The 18,931-nt window shown below is 47.8% G+C and carries 22 protein-coding genes and 2 pseudogenes; 15 read left to right on the top strand and 9 right to left on the bottom strand.

Annotation, left to right across the window (positions count from 1 at the left end):
* From AT710_05410 to AT710_05435, 6 genes and pseudogenes are all read right to left on the bottom strand, one after another.
* Positions 1 to 837 (bottom strand): annotated as a pseudogene (locus AT710_05410).
* Between the two features lie 70 nt (positions 838 to 907).
* A complete protein-coding gene (locus AT710_05415; GenBank protein ID KUO91862.1) occupies positions 908 to 1,189 on the bottom strand; it encodes an effector protein in 282 nt (93 codons plus the stop codon).
* Positions 1,190 to 1,442: 253 nt separating this feature from the next.
* Complete coding sequence (locus AT710_05420) at positions 1,443 to 2,861, bottom strand: MFS transporter (GenBank protein ID KUO91881.1); 1,419 nt, start codon at positions 2,859 to 2,861, stop codon at positions 1,443 to 1,445.
* A 22-nt stretch (positions 2,862 to 2,883) separates the two neighbouring features.
* Positions 2,884 to 3,972 (bottom strand): hypothetical protein, encoded by a 1,089-nt coding sequence (locus AT710_05425; GenBank protein KUO91863.1) that lies wholly within the window; start codon positions 3,970 to 3,972, stop codon positions 2,884 to 2,886.
* Positions 3,972 to 4,868, bottom strand: coding sequence for a hypothetical protein (locus AT710_05430; GenBank protein ID KUO91864.1), 897 nt, complete (start codon positions 4,866 to 4,868; stop codon positions 3,972 to 3,974). Before AT710_05430 ends, AT710_05425 begins: the two co-directional genes overlap by 1 nt.
* Before the next feature lie 141 nt (positions 4,869 to 5,009).
* A complete protein-coding gene (locus AT710_05435; GenBank protein KUO91865.1) occupies positions 5,010 to 5,726 on the bottom strand; it encodes a glycerophosphodiester phosphodiesterase in 717 nt (238 codons plus the stop codon).
* Between the two features lie 191 nt (positions 5,727 to 5,917).
* Here AT710_05435 and AT710_05440 point away from each other — a divergent pair, with 191 nt between their 5' ends.
* The 5 genes from AT710_05440 (at position 5,918) to AT710_05460 (ending at position 9,179) form a co-directional block, all read left to right on the top strand.
* Complete coding sequence (locus tag AT710_05440) at positions 5,918 to 6,229, top strand: hypothetical protein (GenBank protein ID KUO91882.1); 312 nt, start codon at positions 5,918 to 5,920, stop codon at positions 6,227 to 6,229.
* Positions 6,226 to 6,927 (top strand): hypothetical protein, encoded by a 702-nt coding sequence (locus tag AT710_05445; GenBank protein KUO91866.1) that lies wholly within the window; start codon positions 6,226 to 6,228, stop codon positions 6,925 to 6,927. Before AT710_05440 ends, AT710_05445 begins: the two co-directional genes overlap by 4 nt.
* A gap of 140 nt (positions 6,928 to 7,067) precedes the next feature.
* A complete protein-coding gene (locus AT710_05450; protein ID KUO91867.1) occupies positions 7,068 to 7,748 on the top strand; it encodes a hypothetical protein in 681 nt (226 codons plus the stop codon).
* A complete protein-coding gene (locus tag AT710_05455) occupies positions 7,748 to 8,302 on the top strand; it encodes a hypothetical protein (GenBank protein ID KUO91868.1) in 555 nt (184 codons plus the stop codon). The genes AT710_05450 and AT710_05455 overlap by 1 nt, the downstream gene beginning before the upstream one ends.
* A 70-nt stretch (positions 8,303 to 8,372) precedes the next feature.
* On the top strand, positions 8,373 to 9,179 hold the full coding sequence (locus AT710_05460) for a uridine phosphorylase (GenBank protein KUO91869.1): 807 nt from the start codon (positions 8,373 to 8,375) through the stop codon (positions 9,177 to 9,179).
* A 94-nt stretch (positions 9,180 to 9,273) separates the two neighbouring features.
* On the opposite strand, the gene AT710_05465 is transcribed toward AT710_05460, so the two are convergent.
* Positions 9,274 to 10,677: a hypothetical protein gene (locus AT710_05465; GenBank protein ID KUO91870.1), complete on the bottom strand. Its 1,404-nt coding sequence runs from the start codon at positions 10,675 to 10,677 to the stop codon at positions 9,274 to 9,276.
* A gap of 572 nt (positions 10,678 to 11,249) precedes the next feature.
* On the opposite strand from AT710_05465, the gene AT710_05470 reads away from it, so the two are divergent.
* The 10 genes from AT710_05470 (at position 11,250) to AT710_05515 (ending at position 17,145) form a co-directional block, all read left to right on the top strand.
* Positions 11,250 to 11,993 carry a DNA polymerase gene (locus tag AT710_05470; GenBank protein KUO91871.1) on the top strand — a complete coding sequence of 248 codons (744 nt, stop codon included), beginning with the start codon at positions 11,250 to 11,252 and terminating at the stop codon, positions 11,991 to 11,993.
* Positions 11,994 to 11,995: 2 nt separating this feature from the next.
* Positions 11,996 to 13,015, top strand: a complete 1,020-nt coding sequence (locus tag AT710_05475) for a hypothetical protein (protein KUO91872.1) — start codon at positions 11,996 to 11,998, stop codon at positions 13,013 to 13,015.
* On the top strand, positions 13,012 to 13,521 hold the full coding sequence (locus AT710_05480) for a hypothetical protein (protein KUO91873.1): 510 nt from the start codon (positions 13,012 to 13,014) through the stop codon (positions 13,519 to 13,521). The genes AT710_05475 and AT710_05480 overlap by 4 nt, the downstream gene beginning before the upstream one ends.
* Positions 13,522 to 13,534: 13 nt before the next feature.
* Positions 13,535 to 13,816 (top strand): 50S ribosomal protein L44, encoded by a 282-nt coding sequence (locus AT710_05485; GenBank protein KUO91874.1) that lies wholly within the window; start codon positions 13,535 to 13,537, stop codon positions 13,814 to 13,816.
* 5 nt (positions 13,817 to 13,821) lie between these two features.
* On the top strand, positions 13,822 to 14,025 hold the full coding sequence (locus AT710_05490; protein ID KUO91875.1) for a 30S ribosomal protein S27: 204 nt from the start codon (positions 13,822 to 13,824) through the stop codon (positions 14,023 to 14,025).
* An 88-nt stretch (positions 14,026 to 14,113) separates the two neighbouring features.
* Complete coding sequence (locus AT710_05495; protein ID KUO91876.1) at positions 14,114 to 14,962, top strand: translation initiation factor 2; 849 nt, start codon at positions 14,114 to 14,116, stop codon at positions 14,960 to 14,962.
* 1 nt (position 14,963) lies between these two features.
* Positions 14,964 to 15,182, top strand: coding sequence for a ribosome biogenesis protein (locus tag AT710_05500; protein ID KUO91877.1), 219 nt, complete (start codon positions 14,964 to 14,966; stop codon positions 15,180 to 15,182).
* 184 nt (positions 15,183 to 15,366) lie between these two features.
* Positions 15,367 to 15,570, top strand: a complete 204-nt coding sequence (locus tag AT710_05505) for a 50S ribosomal protein L38e (GenBank protein KUO91878.1) — start codon at positions 15,367 to 15,369, stop codon at positions 15,568 to 15,570.
* Positions 15,571 to 15,665: 95 nt separating this feature from the next.
* Entirely contained in the window at positions 15,666 to 16,859 is a 1,194-nt protein-coding gene (locus tag AT710_05510; GenBank protein ID KUO91883.1) for a cell division control protein Cdc6, read from the top strand.
* The gene (locus AT710_05515; GenBank protein KUO91879.1) at positions 16,852 to 17,145 is read left to right on the top strand and encodes a hypothetical protein; all 294 of its coding nucleotides are present in this window, start codon (positions 16,852 to 16,854) and stop codon (positions 17,143 to 17,145) included. Before AT710_05510 ends, AT710_05515 begins: the two co-directional genes overlap by 8 nt.
* On the opposite strand, the gene AT710_05520 is transcribed toward AT710_05515, so the two are convergent.
* Both AT710_05520 and AT710_05525 read right to left on the bottom strand, forming a co-directional pair.
* Positions 17,142 to 18,383, bottom strand: coding sequence for a replication protein C (locus AT710_05520; GenBank protein ID KUO91880.1), 1,242 nt, complete (start codon positions 18,381 to 18,383; stop codon positions 17,142 to 17,144). The two genes, AT710_05515 and AT710_05520, sit on opposite strands and share 4 nt — an antisense overlap.
* A pseudogene (locus AT710_05525) lies at positions 18,383 to 18,931 on the bottom strand. Before AT710_05525 ends, AT710_05520 begins: the two are co-directional and overlap by 1 nt.

Here is an 18,931-nt window from a genome sequence, read left to right on the forward strand (position 1 = left end):
GGCAGGAGAATTCTTCTTAGCCTCATCAAAGACCTCGCGAAGCCTGGCCTCGGACTCCCCATAATACTTGCTAACTATTTCAGGTCCATTAATCGCCACGAAGTATGAATCGGTCTCCGTTGCCACTGCTTTTGCTAGTAGTGTTTTTCCGGTGCCCGGTGGGCCCACTAGGAGTATTCCCTTTGGTGGGTCTATTCCAAGGTACTTGAATAGCTCGGGGTGCCTTAGGGGCAGCTCCACGAGCTCCCTTATCTTCTGCTTAGCCTCCTCCAAGTCCCCAATATCCTCCCAAGTAATGCGCGGAACCCTAATGTTCTCCACGGGCTTCTCTAAAAGCTTTAACTGGGTCTCATCATCGATTATGGTCGCGACGTTGCTGGGCTTCACTTGAACTGCTTGGAACGTCAATGGTTGCCCAAGCACCGTTACTTGAATTAGGTCCCCCTCCATTAATACGTAGTCCTTCAACTTCTGCTTAATGTACTGCTCGAAATTCTGATCAATGCTGAGCGCCATTGAGACGGGGGCAAGCTTAACTAGTTGAGCTGGCTTAGGATCAACTCTCCTAACCTTAACGGTATCCCCAACGCTCACGTCCGCGTTCTTCCTCATTATGGAGTTCATCCTTATTATTCCCTTATCCTCATCCTCGGGAAGCCCGTACCAAACCTTGGCCGCCGTCACTTTCTTTCCCCTTATCTCGACAACCATTCCAGGCTCTATATCGTGCTCATTCATTATTATTGGATCGATCCTAACTATGGGCTTGCCGGCGTCCTTCTGCTTAGCCTCCATTACCCTTAGCTCTATCCAATCATTTGAAGATGAATATGCCATATTATCAAGCACATTAGCATGTTTGGGTTTTTAAACATATGCATCTTGTTAACGCACAGGGCGGGTAAAATTAGAACCCAAGCCTAGTGAAGTACTCCAGCTCCACGTTGCCGACGCCCTCGATCCCGCTTAATAGGTTCTCTATCTCATCACTGCTATGCTCCTCACTGCTCTCAGGCATCCTCAAGTGAAGCTTGAGCGCCTTTATACCGAACCCGACATCCTCCTCCTCCACCTTATCGAGGGTATACTTAGGCTCCAGCGCGGCCTTTATTGATTGAACCAGCTTGCCGTAGTCCACGTCAGAGGAACTAGGCAAGACCCTATATACCATGTATACCTGCGCCACCATTATTCACCTATGGACCCTCAAACCCGCAAACCGGGCACTTATAAGGATTCCCAAGCCTTCGACACCTCTCGCATCTCCAAACCTCGTACTGGCCACAATTAGGGCATAGGAAGTGGGAGGCCCTCTCGCTGGGTGCTATTGGTCTACCGCAGGAAACACAGTACCTAACCTCTGGCCCATGCAGCTTAGGCCTTTGCCTGCCTAGTTTTTGCTGAATCATTAACCATGCAATGCATGAGAGGGTTATTAAGCGTTACGCATTCTCCACAGTAACATTGATATTTCTTCCCCGCCACGTTATGACCTCCTCCGCGAAGAGGCTTAAGGCCGCTAGCGTGGCAGTGGCTGCGCTGGATACCAGGAACCCTAACTGGAAGGCGAATGATGATGGAACCGACACCATGAAGGGCACGCCCGACACGAAGGCTATGAGGACCAGCGATGTGAATGTTGATCCAAGGGAGCCAGCCACGGCTGGACCAATGGTTCCTCCCAACGATCTAAAGACCGAATTCATAGCGGTGGAGACCCCCATTACATTCGGCTCGACCGAGAAGACAAGTATGTTTATGAGCGAGACATTCATGACGGCCACTCCAGCCATGGCCAGGGAAACCATGGCAATTACATAAAGCAATCCAAGGGGCTCCAATGCAGCGGTGAGGAGGAGAAAAATCGATGCCCAAGCTGCTCCAATGGTCAACATCTTCTTCGCCCCGGTTCTAGTTATGAGCAGGCCAGCTATTGGAGCCATCACTAGTTGCGCAATGGCTCCAGGCACCGCGTACAGCCCGGTCTGGAAAATGGATAAATTAAAGCCAACGGGCTCCGGCTCCTCAAGGAGGATNACGAGGCTCTGATTAGCAAGGAAAATACCGAAGCCAGCAATGGCGGCAGCCATGTTGGATATCAATACATTGCGCCTAGACAATAAATCAATGCTGAGGAGTGGATGAGTCTTCCCGCGCTCTATGAGCACGAAGATCGCAGCCATAATCATGGCTGCCAATAACGTCGATGCCGTGTATATGCTTGTCCATCCCCATTCAGGTCCCTCGGTTAATCCATAAACGGTTAATCCAAGCGATGCGCCAAGCACGGAGGCACCAACCCAATCAACTCTAACCGTTGGATTCCTGTACCTGCTCTCCCTTATCTGCGTGAAGATCAGGTAAGTGACTAGAAGCACGAAAGGTATTGCAGTATGGTAAGTTGTTTGCCACCCATAGTATTGACTAATATAGGCCCCAATTGGGAGCGATATGGCTGCCCCAATGCCGAAGGCCGCGCTAACGAGTCCCTGAGCCCTTGGTATTAATTCCCTCGGGAATTCCTCTCGAATCAAGCTAAAGGCTAGGGCGAACATTGTTAACCCAATTCCCTGTATTGACCTGAATATTATGAGTGCGGTGAAGTTGGGGGATAGGCTAGTCATGGTGACGGCGATGGCGTAGAAAAGCACGACTATGGATAACACCCTCTTCTTTCCATAGATATCCCCCAGCTTTCCAACCACGGGCAGCAGCACGGTGCCCGATAAGAGGTAGGCCGATAAGACCCAACTGACCTGGTTCTCCCCAACGCCGAAGTCCTTCTCTATCTCCGTGAGGGATGGTATCAGCATTCCCTCTATATACATCACTATAGTGGCTAGGGAGGCCAGTATAACCATTGCCTTATAGGCGTACTTAAGATCATACTCCTCGCCGGGCACGGGTCCTCACCGCCACTATTATCAATACTATAACCAGCACTAGCACTATGTAGAACATTATGGATGCAGTGCTCTTAGGCACAAGTAGGCTGGCCGCGGATTGGGTTAACGATGGCTGTATCTTAACAGTGATGGGAACGTTCTGCACGAAAGGTATGAATGCACCGCTCTGGTTCCACAGCATGGTTAGGGTCGCCACGTAATTCCCAGGACTTATACCGTTCTCCGCATCAACCATGAACACTACCTGAATGCTTTGCCCAGGCATTAAATCGCCAACCTCAAGCCTGCCAGCCGTTAATGCGCTAAGCGGATTGCTGCTGCTGACGTATGGCTCAATCGCTCCCTGGCCATTAAGTATTATCNCTATATTATGGGCGGTTATGTTCCCCATGTTGGTTATCGTTATGTAGAGCGGCACATCGCTTGAACCAACGCTAAGAGATCCGGTTACATTAGTTACGGCGAGGAGGGCCTTTGGCTTTATGACCAATGGGATAACATATGAATTGGAGAACCCAGTTCCATTAATTACAAGCGTCAAATTAGCCCTAACCTCCCTATATAGATTATCGCCGGNGGATATCACGAAGTTAAGCGGCACCGGCGTCCCCAATGGCAGTGTACCCACATTAATGACGCCGCTTGATGGAGATACTATTTTCACGTAATCATCGCCCTTAATCATTACCTTCACGTTTCTAGCTATTGATGTGCCGGCGTTTGTGACATAAATCACTAATTGAGCGGCCGGGTATCCGGAGAAGACATTTGGGGGATTAGTGTAGTATGATTGGATAATTACATTGGGCGAGCCGGAGATTATTATTGGAACCCTTTGCGATGAGGAGCCCCCGCGGTACTTTAGGCTCAGCGTTGCGTAGTACGTGCCTGGCTCCACGTTGCTTATGTTAACCATGAATACCGCATAATTAGGTATCCCAGGCGCTAAGCTGCCCACCACCGCTGTATCATATAATGGAGATAATCCCTGCGGCAGCTCTATGCTTGCAGATACATTAGTTACCGGGGTACTTCCAGTATCCAGTATTGGAATCAGGAGAGGCACTACTCCATAGCCGGGCCCCACGATATTGGGCTCTGGGGCGACCCCCACACGGCGCTTTGTGCTACGAGGGTTGGCTTGTTCGTGATCGGTATCGATATGCTTAGGTCCTGGGTTGAGTTATTGAAGTACCTTATTATGAGGGTTCCATTTATGTTCCCAATAGGCGCTTTACTGGTTATGTTTATGAGGAATGGCACAGTGATTGGGGTGCCGGGCGGCATGTATCCGATCACTGCCTTATTTGAGATGGGCACTAATCCATTCCCAACCTCCAAGTAAGCCGAGACATTGCTTGCAACCACGTTACCAGTGTTTAATAGAGGTATCATCAGTGGAACCACGCCAATGCCGGGCTCGGCTTGTATTGGCGTGGATGATGAGCCCCAGAATGGTGTGTCTGCCCCCATATTGACGTATCCCAATATCGGTATGGTAACATTAACCGTGGAGTTCAAGTTAAGGAATTGCCGAGGTATCTTGGTTACATTGATTAATCGAGTTAAGTTACGGGTTGCTTGAATGAATTCCTGGAATGCTGGATTTAGAATTGCATAGTATAGTTTAATCCTCATTATGTATATGCCGTCCACAGCCCTTGGATTTATATTGATCAATAAAGTGACGTTTACGGAGGAACCCGCCGGTATTGCCGGTATCGTCAAATTGGTCTTATTTATGTAAGTATATGAACCGAAGGGGAAGGAGTATAGGGGCTTCACCGTGACGTTAAGGAGGGGCATTTCCCCATTATTTATTATGGTGAGCGTGAGGGGAACCCCGGTTTCCCCCGGCGCAATCAAGGCTGGATGAGCCACCACATAAATTGCCCCTGCCTCGGTTGCTGCGCTGATTAATATTATTGCCATTGCCAATAGTAGTACCTTGTATCCATTCATGAATCGAAATCGATATCTATTCCATTTAAAAACTTTTCGCCTAACCCACGCCAAACTCTATATAATATTAATCCAAATATGCAGAAATGAGGCCATATGATGGAAAGAATGGCAAGCCTCGCCTTTAGGATGAGGATGAGGTCAGTTGCCTCCCCTTAGGGCGGTAATTATCTTATCGGGGTAATCGCTTGTAACGTCATCCACACCCATGACGGCCAGCCTCTTTGCGTCTTGTTCATCGTTTACGGTCCATGAACCCACCATCAATCCATTGGCGTGGGCCTCCTTTATCCCCCTCTCATCAATTAATTCATGTGCTGCATGAAGCCATTGCGCCCGCAGCTTCTTGGCCGACTCAATGAACCACCTAATGCGGCCAACGAATATTAATCCAATGCTTACCCCCTCATCCAGCTCCCTAACTGTTTCCAACGCATCGAAATCGAAAGATATTATTTGGGCATCCACGCCGTGTTTCCTCACTAGTTCAATTACCTTTTTCTCTATCCCAGGGTATTGATCGCTGCCCCGCTTGATCTCAACCTTATACTTCACGCTGCGGCCCATCGTGGTGAAAACCTCATCAAGCGTGGGTATCCGGGTCCCCCTCCACTTATCCCCAAACTTTATGCCGGCATCCAGCCTCCTCAATTCATTAAGCGTTAATCCGGAGACAGCTCCATCTCCATTTGTGGTTCTATTCAGCGTGGCATCATGAATCACGATGACCTCGCCATCCTTGCTTAGATGAACATCGAGCTCAACGCCATCAACCCCCATCTCCCGAGCCAGGGAAAATGATGGCAATGTATTTTCAGGTGCGTATCCCCTCGCGCCCCTATGCCCATAAATAAGCATAGTTAAGCCAAACGCGTTATGCAATAAAAATATTGTGAATATTAGTATTCCAATTCTTCATCCAAATCCTTAAACCAGAGGGTTTTCCCCTCGTTTTTCGAATTTAGGGATGCATCTGCTAAAGTTTAAATATGTGAAGCCGAAATAAGGATTGTTGGGGATTCCCCGTGTCAGCTAGGCTAGATAACGGGATGTGCATTGGGTATAAGTGCCAGTACTTTTCATGCACTCAACACGCGTTGAAAGTCGTTAGGCGGGGCAATGAATTGATATCCATGTGCCTCCTCGCAAAGGAACCAAACGGCACTTACGGTCCCTGCATTGGGTATAAGTGCCAGTACTCCCTATGTAATGCGCATGTCATGGATCCAAAGGGCAAGTGCCTCCTCGAGAGGGAGAGGCCGAAGACTCTTGACTTGATTAAGGAAGCAAATAACTTGGATAAGCAGTACTCCAAGATAAAGGGCCACCTGAAGAAGATGGGCATGGATGATTATATATGATTTACGGCGTGGTGCTGGCGGCCGGCCTCGGCGAGCGATTACGCCCACTCACGCTTAGCATTCCCAAGCCTCTTCTTCCCACGATTGATGGCCCGGTAATGATGGGGGCAATAAGGAAACTGCTTCGCATTAATGCCAAGACATATGTAGTGCTTCACTATATGGCTGACCTAGCGATACCGGCGGGGAAATCCATAGGCAAATCCATGAATGCCGATATTGGGATAGTGGTTCACGATAAGTTAATGGGGACGGCCGGTCACTTGGGTTTTCTTAAGGGAACGGTGAATGATGATGATGTCGTGATAGTCGCGAATGGGGACATAGTGATGGATGAGGGCTTCGAGGGAATGCTTTCCCACCACTTGGAGAAGGGGTGGGACATGACGATAATGGTGACCAGGGTGAAGCAGCAGGTGCGTTTTGGGGTTCTGGAGCTTGATGAGAATGGCGAATTAATTAAGTGGAGCGAGAAACCCATCCTCGAGTTCCCCATATCGGCCGGCAATTACGCGTTAAGGGGTAAAGCCATTAAGGAGTTGCCGGATTCATTTATTGATATGGATGCATTCGTGAAACTACTTCTCAATAAGGGGTACAGGGTGGGGAGTTATGAGGCTGGTGGATCTAAGAGGGATGTGGGAACAATGGATGATTACCTTAACCTATTAAGGATGGAATACCATAGCCCCCATTAGTCCGCGTTTATCTGGATTTTTCATTTTTGAATCAAAAACTATAAAAGAGAGCGTTATCCGTAAGTTTCATGGGTGCAAGCACGTGTCCAGCGCTTAAGCGTAGTGCAGGTGGCTTTATATNTGGATACACCAATAAGCAGGTGAATCCATTTAATTGGTACTGCTTAGGGGATTATTACTCGTGCCCAGTGTATATAGCTCAATCAAGGACCGCGACTCAATTACCTCAAGCCGAGAAAAAACCGGAAACTAAGCCTGAGGTTAAGCCGATAACGGTCGTCACCACTACTCCCGTTGCCGCCGATCCCGAGGATGCCATAATCAACTCGATTCAATCACTAGTCGAGAAGCTGGGCGGCGAGGTTCGTAACGTGGAGGATAGGTGGAGGGAGTACGAGTCTTACACGGTCAAGACGAAGAGCTACTTCGATCAATCATCCCCAGTTATATCCCAATACATATCACTGCTTGAGTCCACTCTGAACAGGTACAGGGATGAATTAAAGGAGGTAGAGCTTAGGAGGGAGTTGGGAACCATTGATTCAGATGCGTATGCTAAGTTAAAGGAGGAACTGGGGAGGAAGCTGGATAAATTGGATAATCAATTAAAGGAATTCAAGGATAGGTACGGCGATTTAAGCAATAGGGTGATGAATCACTATAGGCGAGTCATAATGACTTCGGACTCGCCTGAATCAGCCAAGATAAGGATGTCCCTCGCCAAACTCGATGAGTTGCTAAAGAATGGGAAGATATCTAAGGATGTCTACGATAAATTACGGGGAGACCTCGAGAAGCTTGTGCAGGGCGGTTCATCATGATGCAAAACATATCGAAATTATTCGATGATATTAAGCGACTCATAGAGGGCAAGTATAAGGAGTACAGCGATGAATTACGGAGGGCCCAGGAATCATGGAATGCCTATCAATCCATTGTAAACAAGATAAAGAAGAATTGGGACTTCGATGAAGCCCTGCTTCAATCGCGGCTTAATCAAATGAAGCTGGAAATAGAGGAGTTAAGGAAGCAAATGGAAATGTTGACTGCGCAGAAAGAAATAGGCCTAATAGATGATGATGTATTCGCCAAGTCCTATGCTGAACTAAATGAAATGATGACGTCACTATCAAAGACATATGAGGACCTGGAGTCCAAGGTGGAGGAATTATCATCGCTAATAACGGATCACTGGCTAAGATCTATAGATATAGCTAAAACATCGCTGGACCAAATAGATAATATGTTGAAGGAGGTGGAGGACGCCAAGTCACGCAACGAGATATCCGATGAGGTTTATCAACGGTTAAAGAAGGAAGCCGAAATACTGCGGAAAGCCGTCCAAGCATTCTCAATGCTTAAGCAGGGCTCTTAAATATGTCATTACTTGAGCAAGCATCATTAGTTCCCATAACTTTAAACTGGGGCTTTACTCCGCTCATTTTATGGCTACCAGACCAACGGTAAGCGGTAAAGTCTATCATCTACGCGTGTCCAAGGTTAACCCATACGTATTGCTCCCAGGGGATCCCGATAGAGTCCCATTAATAGCCTCTCATTGGGATGAAGTCACCGAGAAATCCGAGTCCAGGGAGTACAGGACATTTAATGGGATATATAGAGGTGCACCAATAACTGCAACATCATCCGGCATCGGGGGCCCCTCCGCATCGATTGCAATTGATGAATTAGCGATGAGCGGAGCCAGAACAGTGATACGGGTGGGAACCACTGGTTCACTTCTCTCATCGATAAAGGTGGGTGACTTAGTGATAAGCAGGGGCGCTTATAGAATGGATGGGGCAAGCGCCCAATACGCTCCCCCCGGTTACCCTGCCTCCCCTCATCCCGATGTAGTGAATGCCCTTGTGCTCGCCGCGGAGGAGCTTGGCGTGCGTTACCATGTTGGATTAACAGCCACCACAGATACGTTCTATATTGGACAGGGGAGGCCCGGCTTCAATGGGTACCTACCGCCTGAGAATGCCAGATTATTGGAGAGGCTTCGTGAATTGAAGATAATTAATCTAGAGATGGAGACCGCCGTTGTTTTAACAATAGCCAACGTATATGGGCTACGGGCCGGCGCAATAATGGCAGTCATAGCTAACAGGGAGACCGATGATTTTGATCCGCATGCCGGCGTAAGCGATGAGGTAAAGGTCGCTAATGAGGCTGTAAAGCTGCTTAAGGAATGGGATGATGCATACCCCGATAAACCAATCAAGTCTATGCTGGGCATCCGCAAGTAATAACTGAGAATGCCCAATAAAAGGAATTACTATTTTAGTATTCAAAGATTGACCTCCTCCCCGCCCTAAAGAGCGAGGTTTGCCGTTAGTTTTATCATTTATGTATTTTCATCAATGCCAAGTATATCAATGCCCCTATTAGTGGACCCACATACAATGCCGGCACGTAGTTAAAGACAGTTGGCGCCGCCTCAGGCAATAGGTAAATCAGCGCTATGCCTATTATGAAGGAGACAACGGCATCCAGCTTCAGGTGCCCACCAACGCTTTTCGGCACTTCATAGAACTCCTTTATCTCGACATTTCCGCGTAATCGTAGGTACCAATCAATCAGCAAAATAAAGGTCAATGGAAAAATCGCGTCACCAACTATGTTCAGGAAATCATTGACGTAGCTTAGTATGAAGATGGATGTCAACACTGCCGCAATGCCGAGGATAAGAGTGGTGAGGGGCTGCATTAATCTGGCCCTTAGGCCGGCCTTGTTTCGGATTAATGGATCAACGGCAACCAGTAGATCTATGGTGGATGGGTACAGATTCATGGCGTTAGTGTGTATTATGGCTAGCGATGCGCCTAGAGACGCAGCTACTACCCAGATCGGGGCTACCCCGTAATTGAGCGCAGCTATGTTCCAATTATTGGCGTAGTACTGCCCAGCGTATCCAAGGATGCCCATTAATAGTATTGGCAGGAAGATTCCGAGCGGAGTCGCCAATCCATAGCTCCAGGAGAATCCGTCATACGGCTTCCCAAACCTGGAGGTAGTGGTGGTCTTGTACGCCCATGAAAGCATGCCGAACGCCAGCACTAATCCAATGGCATTGCCCCAATTCAGCGTGAATGGATTNGGGGAATTACTTAATAGGGCCCCCCAATTAACGTGGTAAGCCGTTACTAGGTAGTAAGTCAACACGGCGTAGCTCACCACAAGTATGGGCGACGTGAATCTATAGAAGTNCTCCAGCCACTTAGCTCCAAATAGCACTAGAAGTATTTGTATTACTCCCATTATTATGTACCACGCAAATATGGAGGAATGAGTTATTGAGGAAAGTATCTCAGCGCCCACAGCATTATTCAGGGCAAACCAACCCACATTAATTACTGTGTAGAGCACCGATAATGCCTGAGCAGTTCCGTACCCAAAGGTTTTCCTCGCCACCACTAGCGCAGTTAATGGTACTTGCCTCCCCATTNCGCTGAATAACCATGTTGGGACTATGCCTAGCGCCAGCCCCAGGAACATGGCCACTATGGCCCACTTGAGGCCCATATCATAGAGTAGGTAACCTATTAGCGGCGTTGTTGCCGATGCCGATGCCATTGCCCAGAAAATGAATAATTTAGTCGCGGAGAAGTTCCGCATCTTATTTGGAATAGGCAATATGCCTATTGTTTCCAACTCCTTCCCGAACCTGCCGAACTCAGGTAACCCCTTGGCTATTTCCTCTATTTGTGCCTCATCATTTACATCTTTTTCCTTTTCCTGAACCATAACTAGGCTAATCCAATAAATTAATTATTCAAAAAGACTCCATTTTAACCAATTAAGTATTATACTTATTGATATGGTCTTCCCTCCGACACCAATAATGAGATTTGTTTTCAGATGATATTTACTATGGTGAAGAAGCGGGAGCCTCTTTAGGGAAAATGCTTATTGGTGTTTGGGGTTCATTGTTTACTGCGTGTCCAATTAATGGTAACGCAGTATGAGGCAGACAATGCTTTCCCAAGCCCTAATTCATTACTAATTATCCCGGCGAACTTGGATATTGGCTGCACGTAAACTATTCTTCCATTATGGTCGGGGCCTCAGATGATGAAGAGAAGATGAGTAAGGACTCCTTTTTCTTGAAGTGATGAGGATGAGCGGTGAACCTCTAGATAATGGATCGCCCCAAGGAAGCCCCTTCAGGGGTCAGTGAAGCAGAAAGGGTATAATGCATGTATTTCGCGTTTCATCTCGCTGGGCTACTTGTGTGGGCGGGTGGTTTATGTGGAGTTGGGAATTATGTTTTATTATCAAACAGGAGTTTTTTAAAGCGTGGGTGGTTTATTTAATTCATGAAGCTAGTTTACCCCGATGCCAGAGAGTGGACATCAATAGTGGATGCGGTGGCTGTGCTGATAGAGGAAGCCACCTTCACTGTGGCTCAGGATGGGCTCAGGTTAAGGGCTTTGGATCCATCTAGAACCTCCATGGTGGACCTATTCATACCTAAAGAGGCCTTTGAGGAGTATCCCGCCATAGATGGAGAGGAGCACATCGGGATAAACTTCAATGACTTGAAGAAGGTATTGAAGAGGTCCAGAAAGGATGATAAGGTGGTCATGGAGGTTGATGGCGGTAAGTTAAAGGTCAAGCTAATTGGAAAAGCGACTAGGACCATAACCATGCCCTTGCTCGATATAGGGGTGGAGCAATTGCCTGCCCCAAAGGCCGTTTTCACAGTGATGGCTAAACTAGCCAGCGACGCGTTGGATCAAGCGATTAGGGATGTTGAGATAATAGCGGATGCGGTGAAATTAGAGGGGAAGGAGGATGGGATATATGTGAAGGCATCAAGCGATAAGGGCGACTTGGAGATCAAGTTCGAGAGGGAGGGAGACGTAATGTTCGAGTACGATCTAAAAGAGNCGGCTGCATCTACGTACTCTATAGATTACTTGGCCGATATAACGTCTAAGGCAGCCTCAATAAGCGATATAGTGACGCTTGAATTCGCCACCCAGAAACCCATAGCGCTAACCTTCGAGATACCCATGGGAGGCAAATTAGCGTACTACATTGCGCCGCGCATGGATTAGCGATGTCGATAAAGTATATAGAGGTTCTCTTCAGGGACTATTATAGGCGATCATTCCAGCCCCCAGATATTCCAAGGATACGGGAAAGGGAGATAGCTTATCAATTATTTGGCGTTGACACCATGATACGCCACAGAGCGGTGGGAAGCATGGAGGAGTTAAGGGACGCCTTGGCGAGGCAATCCCCGAGGCATGTGTACTACTCCAGCTCATACTTCGAGAGGCCTGGGGAGGAGGATATGGGCATGAAGGAATGGAGGGGCGCGGACCTCGTTTTCGACATTGATGGGGATCACTTAGAGACCAAGAGCTGCGCTGGAATAAGCGTGATGACAATTGAGTGCCTCGAGGATGCGCGNCGCGAAGCCGTGAAGCTAGTGGATGTATTGATGAATGAGTTCGGCGTGTCCCACATGAGAATAACGTTTTCGGGGAATAGGGGCTTCCATGTTCATGTGGAGGAGGGCGACGCCATAACGCTTGGGCAGGAGGAGAGGCGGGAATTAGTAAATTACATAACCGCTAAGGCCGACTTAACGAGGCAATTAATTATTAATGATGAGTTCATGCTTGACGTGACGGACTCCGCCTCGCTTAGCATGGGGGGCCCTGGCCGGGTTCTCAAGGCTGTTTTAGAGGTGCTGGGCCGCAGGCCTAAGCCCATTAATGTTGCCGGAATGAAGGGAGAAATATTGAAGAAGCTGGGCATTGCGATAGATGAAGTGGTTACGATCGATATCAATAGGTTGATAAGGATGCCAAATACTCTTCACGGCAAGACAGGTCTAATGGTGGCTGAGGTGAGTCTAAGCGAGTTGGAGAGCGGGGTGGAGGCTGTGCTGAAGCGGGCTATTGCGTTTAATAAGGGAAGCATTGCAGTTAAGTTTAAGGTTGGTCTGAACGCTAAGGTGCTGGGCGAGGATGTGAGGGCGGCCCCGGGTTCAAGCATGGTTCTCCCCCAGGCAGTCGCCATATACGTTATGCTTAATGACTTAGCAGAGTTGGAGAGGGGAGGCAAGTGAATTTGAGGGAATTAAATGATTTAATTAAGGCTGAGATGGGGAGGGAGAGCCTAGTTAAGCTTCCATTCAAGTCATACAGGGAATTAGCGGCATCCATTGGTGGTTCCCTTAGGGTCGGCGGCGCATTGGAGAATGCCTTGTCTGGGGTATACTCGAGCGACGCTAAGTCAGCCATAATAGCATTGATCCGCATACGCATGGAGAAGATCCTGGCCGCTGTTCGAAGCGGTAGTACCCCGAAGAATTTACTGGCTGAGGAGAAGAGGATACTGAATTCATTGAGTTACTTGGAGCCACTGCTGCCTAGATCGGACTATAATGGCCGCGTTAGGATAGTTTCATTTGGGATCCAGTTTCTACGGATTAGGACAAGCAATGGGAATGAAATGGGGCCATTCAGGAAGGGAGACGTTGCCGTGTTGCCCGTCGAGGATGCCGAGGACCTCATGATTAGGAAAATAGTTTCCATTATATATAGGAAGGAAAAAGTTTTAAAGGGAGATTAAGGGCGGAGAAATGATGAAGTTCCCGAAGACCGTGAGGATGTATTGTCCACGATGCGATACGTACACCGATCACAGCGTTTCCACCTACAGTAGCGGCAAGAGACGCACATTATCCGAGGGACAGAGGAGGTACCTAAGGAAGCTTAAGGGATACGGCTCAACTAGGAAGCCCAAGCAGAAGACCCTATACAAGGTAACGAAGAAGGTAACCCTAAAGCTCACCTGTAGGCAATGCGGCTACGTATCCATGAAGACGCTTGGCCGCCTCAAGAAGATAGAGATAGTGGAGAGGTGATTAGAATGCCTCAAAGCCTAAGAAAAGTCCTTGTCCCGCTTCCCAAGTCCCGCTTCATTAGGGTCAGGTGCAATAGTTGCGGCAATGAGCAGGTAGTGTTCTCTCACCCATCAATGGAAGTGAAGTGCCTCGTGTGCGGTGCGGTTCTAGTTAAGCCAAGCGGCGGCCACGGCAAACTCATAGGATCAATAGTTAAGGAACTGGATTAATTCCCTCCAACTAGAGCCCCGCTTCTTAGGGCATGCCTGTGTCATTAGCGTAAGGTTTTAAATTGCTTCTTGAAGGTCTAGCATCATAATGAGCAATGATTCACATAAGGATAAGGCAAGGGATAAGGCCGCTTTGCCTCCCGTTAGAATAGCGAGGAAACCCACGCCGGAGATGGGGGAGCTAGTGATAGGTACCGTCTCTAAAATCACTGAGCACGGCGCGTATGTCAAGCTTGATGAGTATAATGGAATAGAGGCCTATGTGCCTGTCAATGAAATAGTTCCCACGCTTTTCAGGGATATAACGGATTACTTGGATGTGGGTAGGAAGGCCGTCTTCAAGGTTATACGGGTTGATAGGGGCAGGCAACTAATTGATTTATCCTATAGAAAGGTTAGGGATGAGGAAAGGGAGAAAATGCTTCTGAGGTGGAAGAGGACAACTAAGGCGCTGCGGTTATTCAATATTATTTCCCAGAAACTCGGCATCCCGCTTCAAAAATTAATCGAGGAAGTGGGTTGGAGGGTTGAAGATTATTATGGGGACATGTATGGGATTTTTGAGGCGGCCATCAGGAGCGAGGACATCTTCGATAAATTAGGTATACCGGAGAACATCGCAAATGCAATACGTGAGGTCGCGTCCCAGCACGTAGAGATACCTAAGGTTGAGTTGAAGGGCGTAATTAGGCTAATAAACATAGGTCCAAGCGGCGTCGATAATATAAAGAAAATACTTAGCTCAATTAAGGAAGCAGCGATCAAGCTCGGCGCCAGTGAGGCTGAGATATATACCATAGGTCCCCCCAGGTACAAGATAATCATTGAGGGAAGGGACCCCAAGAAGTTGGAGGCAGCCATGGAGGAGATAGCCAAGCTAGTCGTAGTTGAGGCTAAGAAGAATGGCGGCGAAGCATCGTTTAGCAGGCTTGATTGATATGGTTAATTCAATACTTAGGAGGTGCAGGAATTGCGGTAAATACACCCTAAGGAAGGATAGGTGTCCTTACTGTGGCGGCGAGCTTAAGGTTCCGCATCCCCCCAAGTTCTCGCCGGAGGATAAGTACCGTAAGTATAAATTAGTAATGGATGTGCTTTCGGGTAGGATTCAGGTAAGCGAGGAAACAATGAAGCGCATCAAGGAATCAATTCATTAATTATAAGGACTACGCCCAGTAATGCCTCAAGTAACTGGAGGACCGTGTTACATTGAATATGTGGTGCTTGCCCTAAAGCAGTAAATGCCATTTTTCGGTGGTAGCAATGATTTTGGGATGTTCCCATTGAGAGCAGTTCGGCTAAGGAGCAAATTTTTAAATTGGGGACTCCCTTGGTCTTCACATGCCTATGGAAACTAATTCGGTTGATGAGTGGAGGAGACATGCGGAGTCCGCCTTGGAGATTAGGGTTAAGAAGGTGGGGGATGTAGTTAAGTTAAAGGCTAGAACTAGGCATAGCCTGGTTACTATAAAGCTTTCGGAGAGCGATGCTAATCAATTGATACAGGAGTATAAGGGTAAGGGTAAGCCTATTAAGGAGNTTTAGTGGAGAATTCACTAAAAGTTTCGGCTAATTATGCGTTGTTATGTATATTGTAAAAGAAAACTTTAAGTTTACTTAGTAAGCTAAAAGTGAATAATATGGCCATATTTAAGAATGAGAAGGCATTAATGCCGGACTATGTGCCGGAGAAGCTTCCATTTAGAGACGAGCAGTTGAAAATGCTTCAAGCATATTTTGGGTCATTCATAAAGGAGCCGGGCTCCATGTATGTCAAGACAATAATGGTGGGTAGATCGGGCAGCGGCAAGACCGTCACAAGCAGGAAGTTCGGTTCATATGTGAAGACGGCTTCCAAGGGGCTGGTTGATTACGTTCACATCAGTTGCGCATTGCATAGAACCCCCTTCAGCGTTCTAAAGACCATAGGGCTCAGCCTGAATTTGCCGATACCTAGACGAGGTTTCTCCAGCGAGGAGCTTCTTGAATTGATAATCGATAAGGTGGCAGAGAAAAATAAGTATGCAGTGATTGTGTTGGATGATGTTTTCTATTTATTTAATTATGGTGGTCCGGATTCCATTGATGCATTGGTGAGGCTCGGCGAGGAGTACTACGACAAGAATTATAGATTCAGTCTCCTACTGGTGAGCCAAAGCAAGTCATTCATGGATCAATTAAACAAGGGAGTAAAGAGCTCGCTGGGCAATGCCATTATAGAGTTTCCCCCCTACACTAAGGACCAGATATTCGAGATATTGCTGAATAGGGCCCAGGAGGCCCTTAATGACACGGCCTATACGGAGGAGATACTTGAAATGATATCTGACGTAGCCGGCGTCGATCCCGATAATCCCAATCAATCCACTGTTCGGGGCGATGCCAGATACGCGCTGGATATATTATGGAGAGCATCAAAGCTAGCTGAAGTAAGCGGCGCCACGCATGTATCTCCAAGCCACATAAGGGAGGCCGTGATGCAGACCCTTCATGGCGTTAGGGAGGATGAGTTAATGAGTCTCCCCCTCCACGAGAAGCTTCTCCTATTAGCCATAGTTAATAGGTTAATGAGGGAAAGCGAAACCCCCTACATATCGATTGGGGATGCGGAGAGCGAGTACGAAATGGTTTGTGAACAGTATGGCCAGGAACCCAGGAAGCACACGCAGCTGTGGGAGTACGTGAAGGACATGGCTTCCAGAGGCATCCTGGAGACCCGTCTCTCCGGCAAGGGAATGAGGGGGAGAACCACATTCATATCCATACCAACCGAGCCCCTTGAAACGATGCAGCAATCCCTTAGCTCAATGATAAGGAGGGACTTGGGTGATTAACTTGGGCGACTTCATAGAGGAACNATTCGCATCGAGAAGCAGGATAAGAGTGTTGAGGGCATTATTGGAGATAAAGGAGATAAATGTAACTAGGTTAAGCAAGCTTGTTGAGATGAATCATAGATCAATGGGGCAGCACATAGCGGCGCTCAAGGAGCTCGGCATAGTTGAGGAGAAGCAATTTGGCAAGATAAAGATAGTTAGGATAAGGGATGAGGATCCCAGGGTTAAGGTAATTAAATCCATGTTTGATGAACTCAATCAATTAATTGAGAATGGGGACTAAATCTCGGTGCTTAACGCCATTCGCAGCTCATCCTCGCTTAAGCCAGTTAATCGGCTTAGTTCGCTGATCACGTGGCCTCCTCTCTCCCCATTAATGAGTAATCTAAGCATGGGCAGTACCTCGAGCGTTATTACGCGGCTCCCCAGGTGAGCCTCTTCCCTTAGTTTCTTTATTAGTATGTCCCTTATTTGCCTCATTGCCTTGATCTTGTTGAGCAGCCTTATCTTGGCTGGGTACCCATACTTTATGAAGAAGGGCAGCTTAGGTTTACCGGGTACCAGCGAGACTCCTGCGGTCATTAGCTCAAGCATGTACTTCATTAGCTCCCACTCCTGTATCCTATTAATTCTGCCCCTAATAACATCAGCCCTTGATAAGTTATTCATTGCATCGAATAGCGCAGTGGGTGCCTCGCCATAAGCCGCGGGCACGCTATCAACTATCCAAGTGAAGAAGCTCTCCCAATCAAAGCTGGGCAGCGATGTGACCCTACGCGCCTCATCAAAGCTCCGCGCCTTTATAGCCATGTCAACTACCCTGAACATATCCACTTGATGAGCCCTGTAACTTATTGCAGCAATATCATCTTCGGTCACTGAGGACCTACCCCTCGCCACCGCCTCTAAATCATTGATTGCGGCGCGCGCGTCTCCCATGGATGCCTTCGCCAATAACTTTATCGCGTCTTCTTCGCATCGTATCTTCTCCGCTTCGCATATTTTCCTAAGGAGCTTAGCCACATCGCTTTCCTTAAGTGGCTTAAGTTGAATTACTTCGCTCCTCTCCCTTAAGTCGCGTAGCTTGGGGTCCCAGGGATCGTTGGCTGTCATCACTATGGGGAACCGTGACTCATTGATTATCTTTATTATTTCCCCGACGCTTCCCCGGTCCTCCTTTAGATCCAGTCCATCCATTTCATCGAAGAGTATCAATTTGCCCCTGAACCCAAATATGGAGGCCTCCTTAATGGATCTGCCCACGATCTTGCTTATCCTATCCCCGGTCCTCACATCGCTTGCATTTAATTCAAGGACCTCGAGTCCATAATCATTGGCCAATGCGTGTATTATGGTGGTTTTTCCCACGCCCGGTGGTCCGGCCAATAGTATGCCCTTGCTTAATCGCTCCCCCTTGAGCCACTTATTTATCAGTTCCTCTAGCTTAGCCTTCGCCTCCTCCTGATTAATCACATCCTTAAGGCTCCTCGGCCTGTATTTCTCAACCCAAGGAATGTGCATTACTTGCTGCGCCTCTTCTCTGGCTTGGGTTCTGATTTTGCTGTGGCTTTACTGGTTAATCCATGCCTATTGCCGATTAGGACTAGTTTAGCCAGCAATGCATTTAGTTGAATCTCATCATCGCTGCCCTCCACTAGTCTGAAGTCTATTTCAGAGATGAAGTCGCTAAGCTCAATCTTGGCTTCAATAGGTATATTAATTGAGTTATTTATAATCAATTCTCTCTGTATTCTCCTTAAAACATCGACCCCGGCTATTCCGTAATTATACATTATGATTCTCAACTTGTCCCGAGCCCCCTGGAAGTCGCCTCCTATTGCTAACTTGATTAACTCCACGATTTCCTTAGGCTCTATGTAGCCTATTGCTTTGTATATTGTTTCTGCCGTTATTTGGCGGGAGAGGCTTGAGGCGGCCTGGAGGGCATTAATCGCCCTCCTCAAGTCGCTCCCACTCACCTCCCACAAGGCATCCAACGCATCCCCCCCAATGGAGACCCCCTCCATCGAGGCAATACTCCTCAACCTATCAATAACCGCCTCCCTAGG

Origin of the sequence: Thermocladium sp. ECH_B (assembly GCA_001516585.1) — an archaeon.
Lineage (GTDB): Archaea > Thermoproteota > Thermoprotei > Thermoproteales > Thermocladiaceae > Thermocladium.

Bases quoted from the DNA above. Each gene is read 5' to 3' on its own strand.
- AT710_05415 (KUO91862.1), bottom strand. From the start codon at position 1,189: ATGGTGGCGCAGGTATACATGGTATATAGGGTCTTGCCTAGTTCCTCT.
- AT710_05485 (KUO91874.1), top strand. From the start codon at position 13,535: ATGAAGTTCCCGAAGACCGTGAGGATGTATTGTCCACGATGCGATACG.
- AT710_05510 (KUO91883.1), top strand. From the start codon at position 15,666: ATGGCCATATTTAAGAATGAGAAGGCATTAATGCCGGACTATGTGCCG.
- AT710_05520 (KUO91880.1), bottom strand. From the start codon at position 18,383: ATGCACATTCCTTGGGTTGAGAAATACAGGCCGAGGAGCCTTAAGGAT.
- AT710_05435 (KUO91865.1), bottom strand. From the start codon at position 5,726: ATGCTTATTTATGGGCATAGGGGCGCGAGGGGATACGCACCTGAAAAT.
- AT710_05495 (KUO91876.1), top strand. From the start codon at position 14,114: ATGAGCAATGATTCACATAAGGATAAGGCAAGGGATAAGGCCGCTTTG.
- AT710_05500 (KUO91877.1), top strand. From the start codon at position 14,964: ATGGTTAATTCAATACTTAGGAGGTGCAGGAATTGCGGTAAATACACC.
- AT710_05460 (KUO91869.1), top strand. From the start codon at position 8,373: ATGGCTACCAGACCAACGGTAAGCGGTAAAGTCTATCATCTACGCGTG.
- AT710_05440 (KUO91882.1), top strand. From the start codon at position 5,918: ATGTGCATTGGGTATAAGTGCCAGTACTTTTCATGCACTCAACACGCG.
- AT710_05445 (KUO91866.1), top strand. From the start codon at position 6,226: ATGATTTACGGCGTGGTGCTGGCGGCCGGCCTCGGCGAGCGATTACGC.
- AT710_05430 (KUO91864.1), bottom strand. From the start codon at position 4,868: ATGAATGGATACAAGGTACTACTATTGGCAATGGCAATAATATTAATC.
- AT710_05490 (KUO91875.1), top strand. From the start codon at position 13,822: ATGCCTCAAAGCCTAAGAAAAGTCCTTGTCCCGCTTCCCAAGTCCCGC.
- AT710_05455 (KUO91868.1), top strand. From the start codon at position 7,748: ATGCAAAACATATCGAAATTATTCGATGATATTAAGCGACTCATAGAG.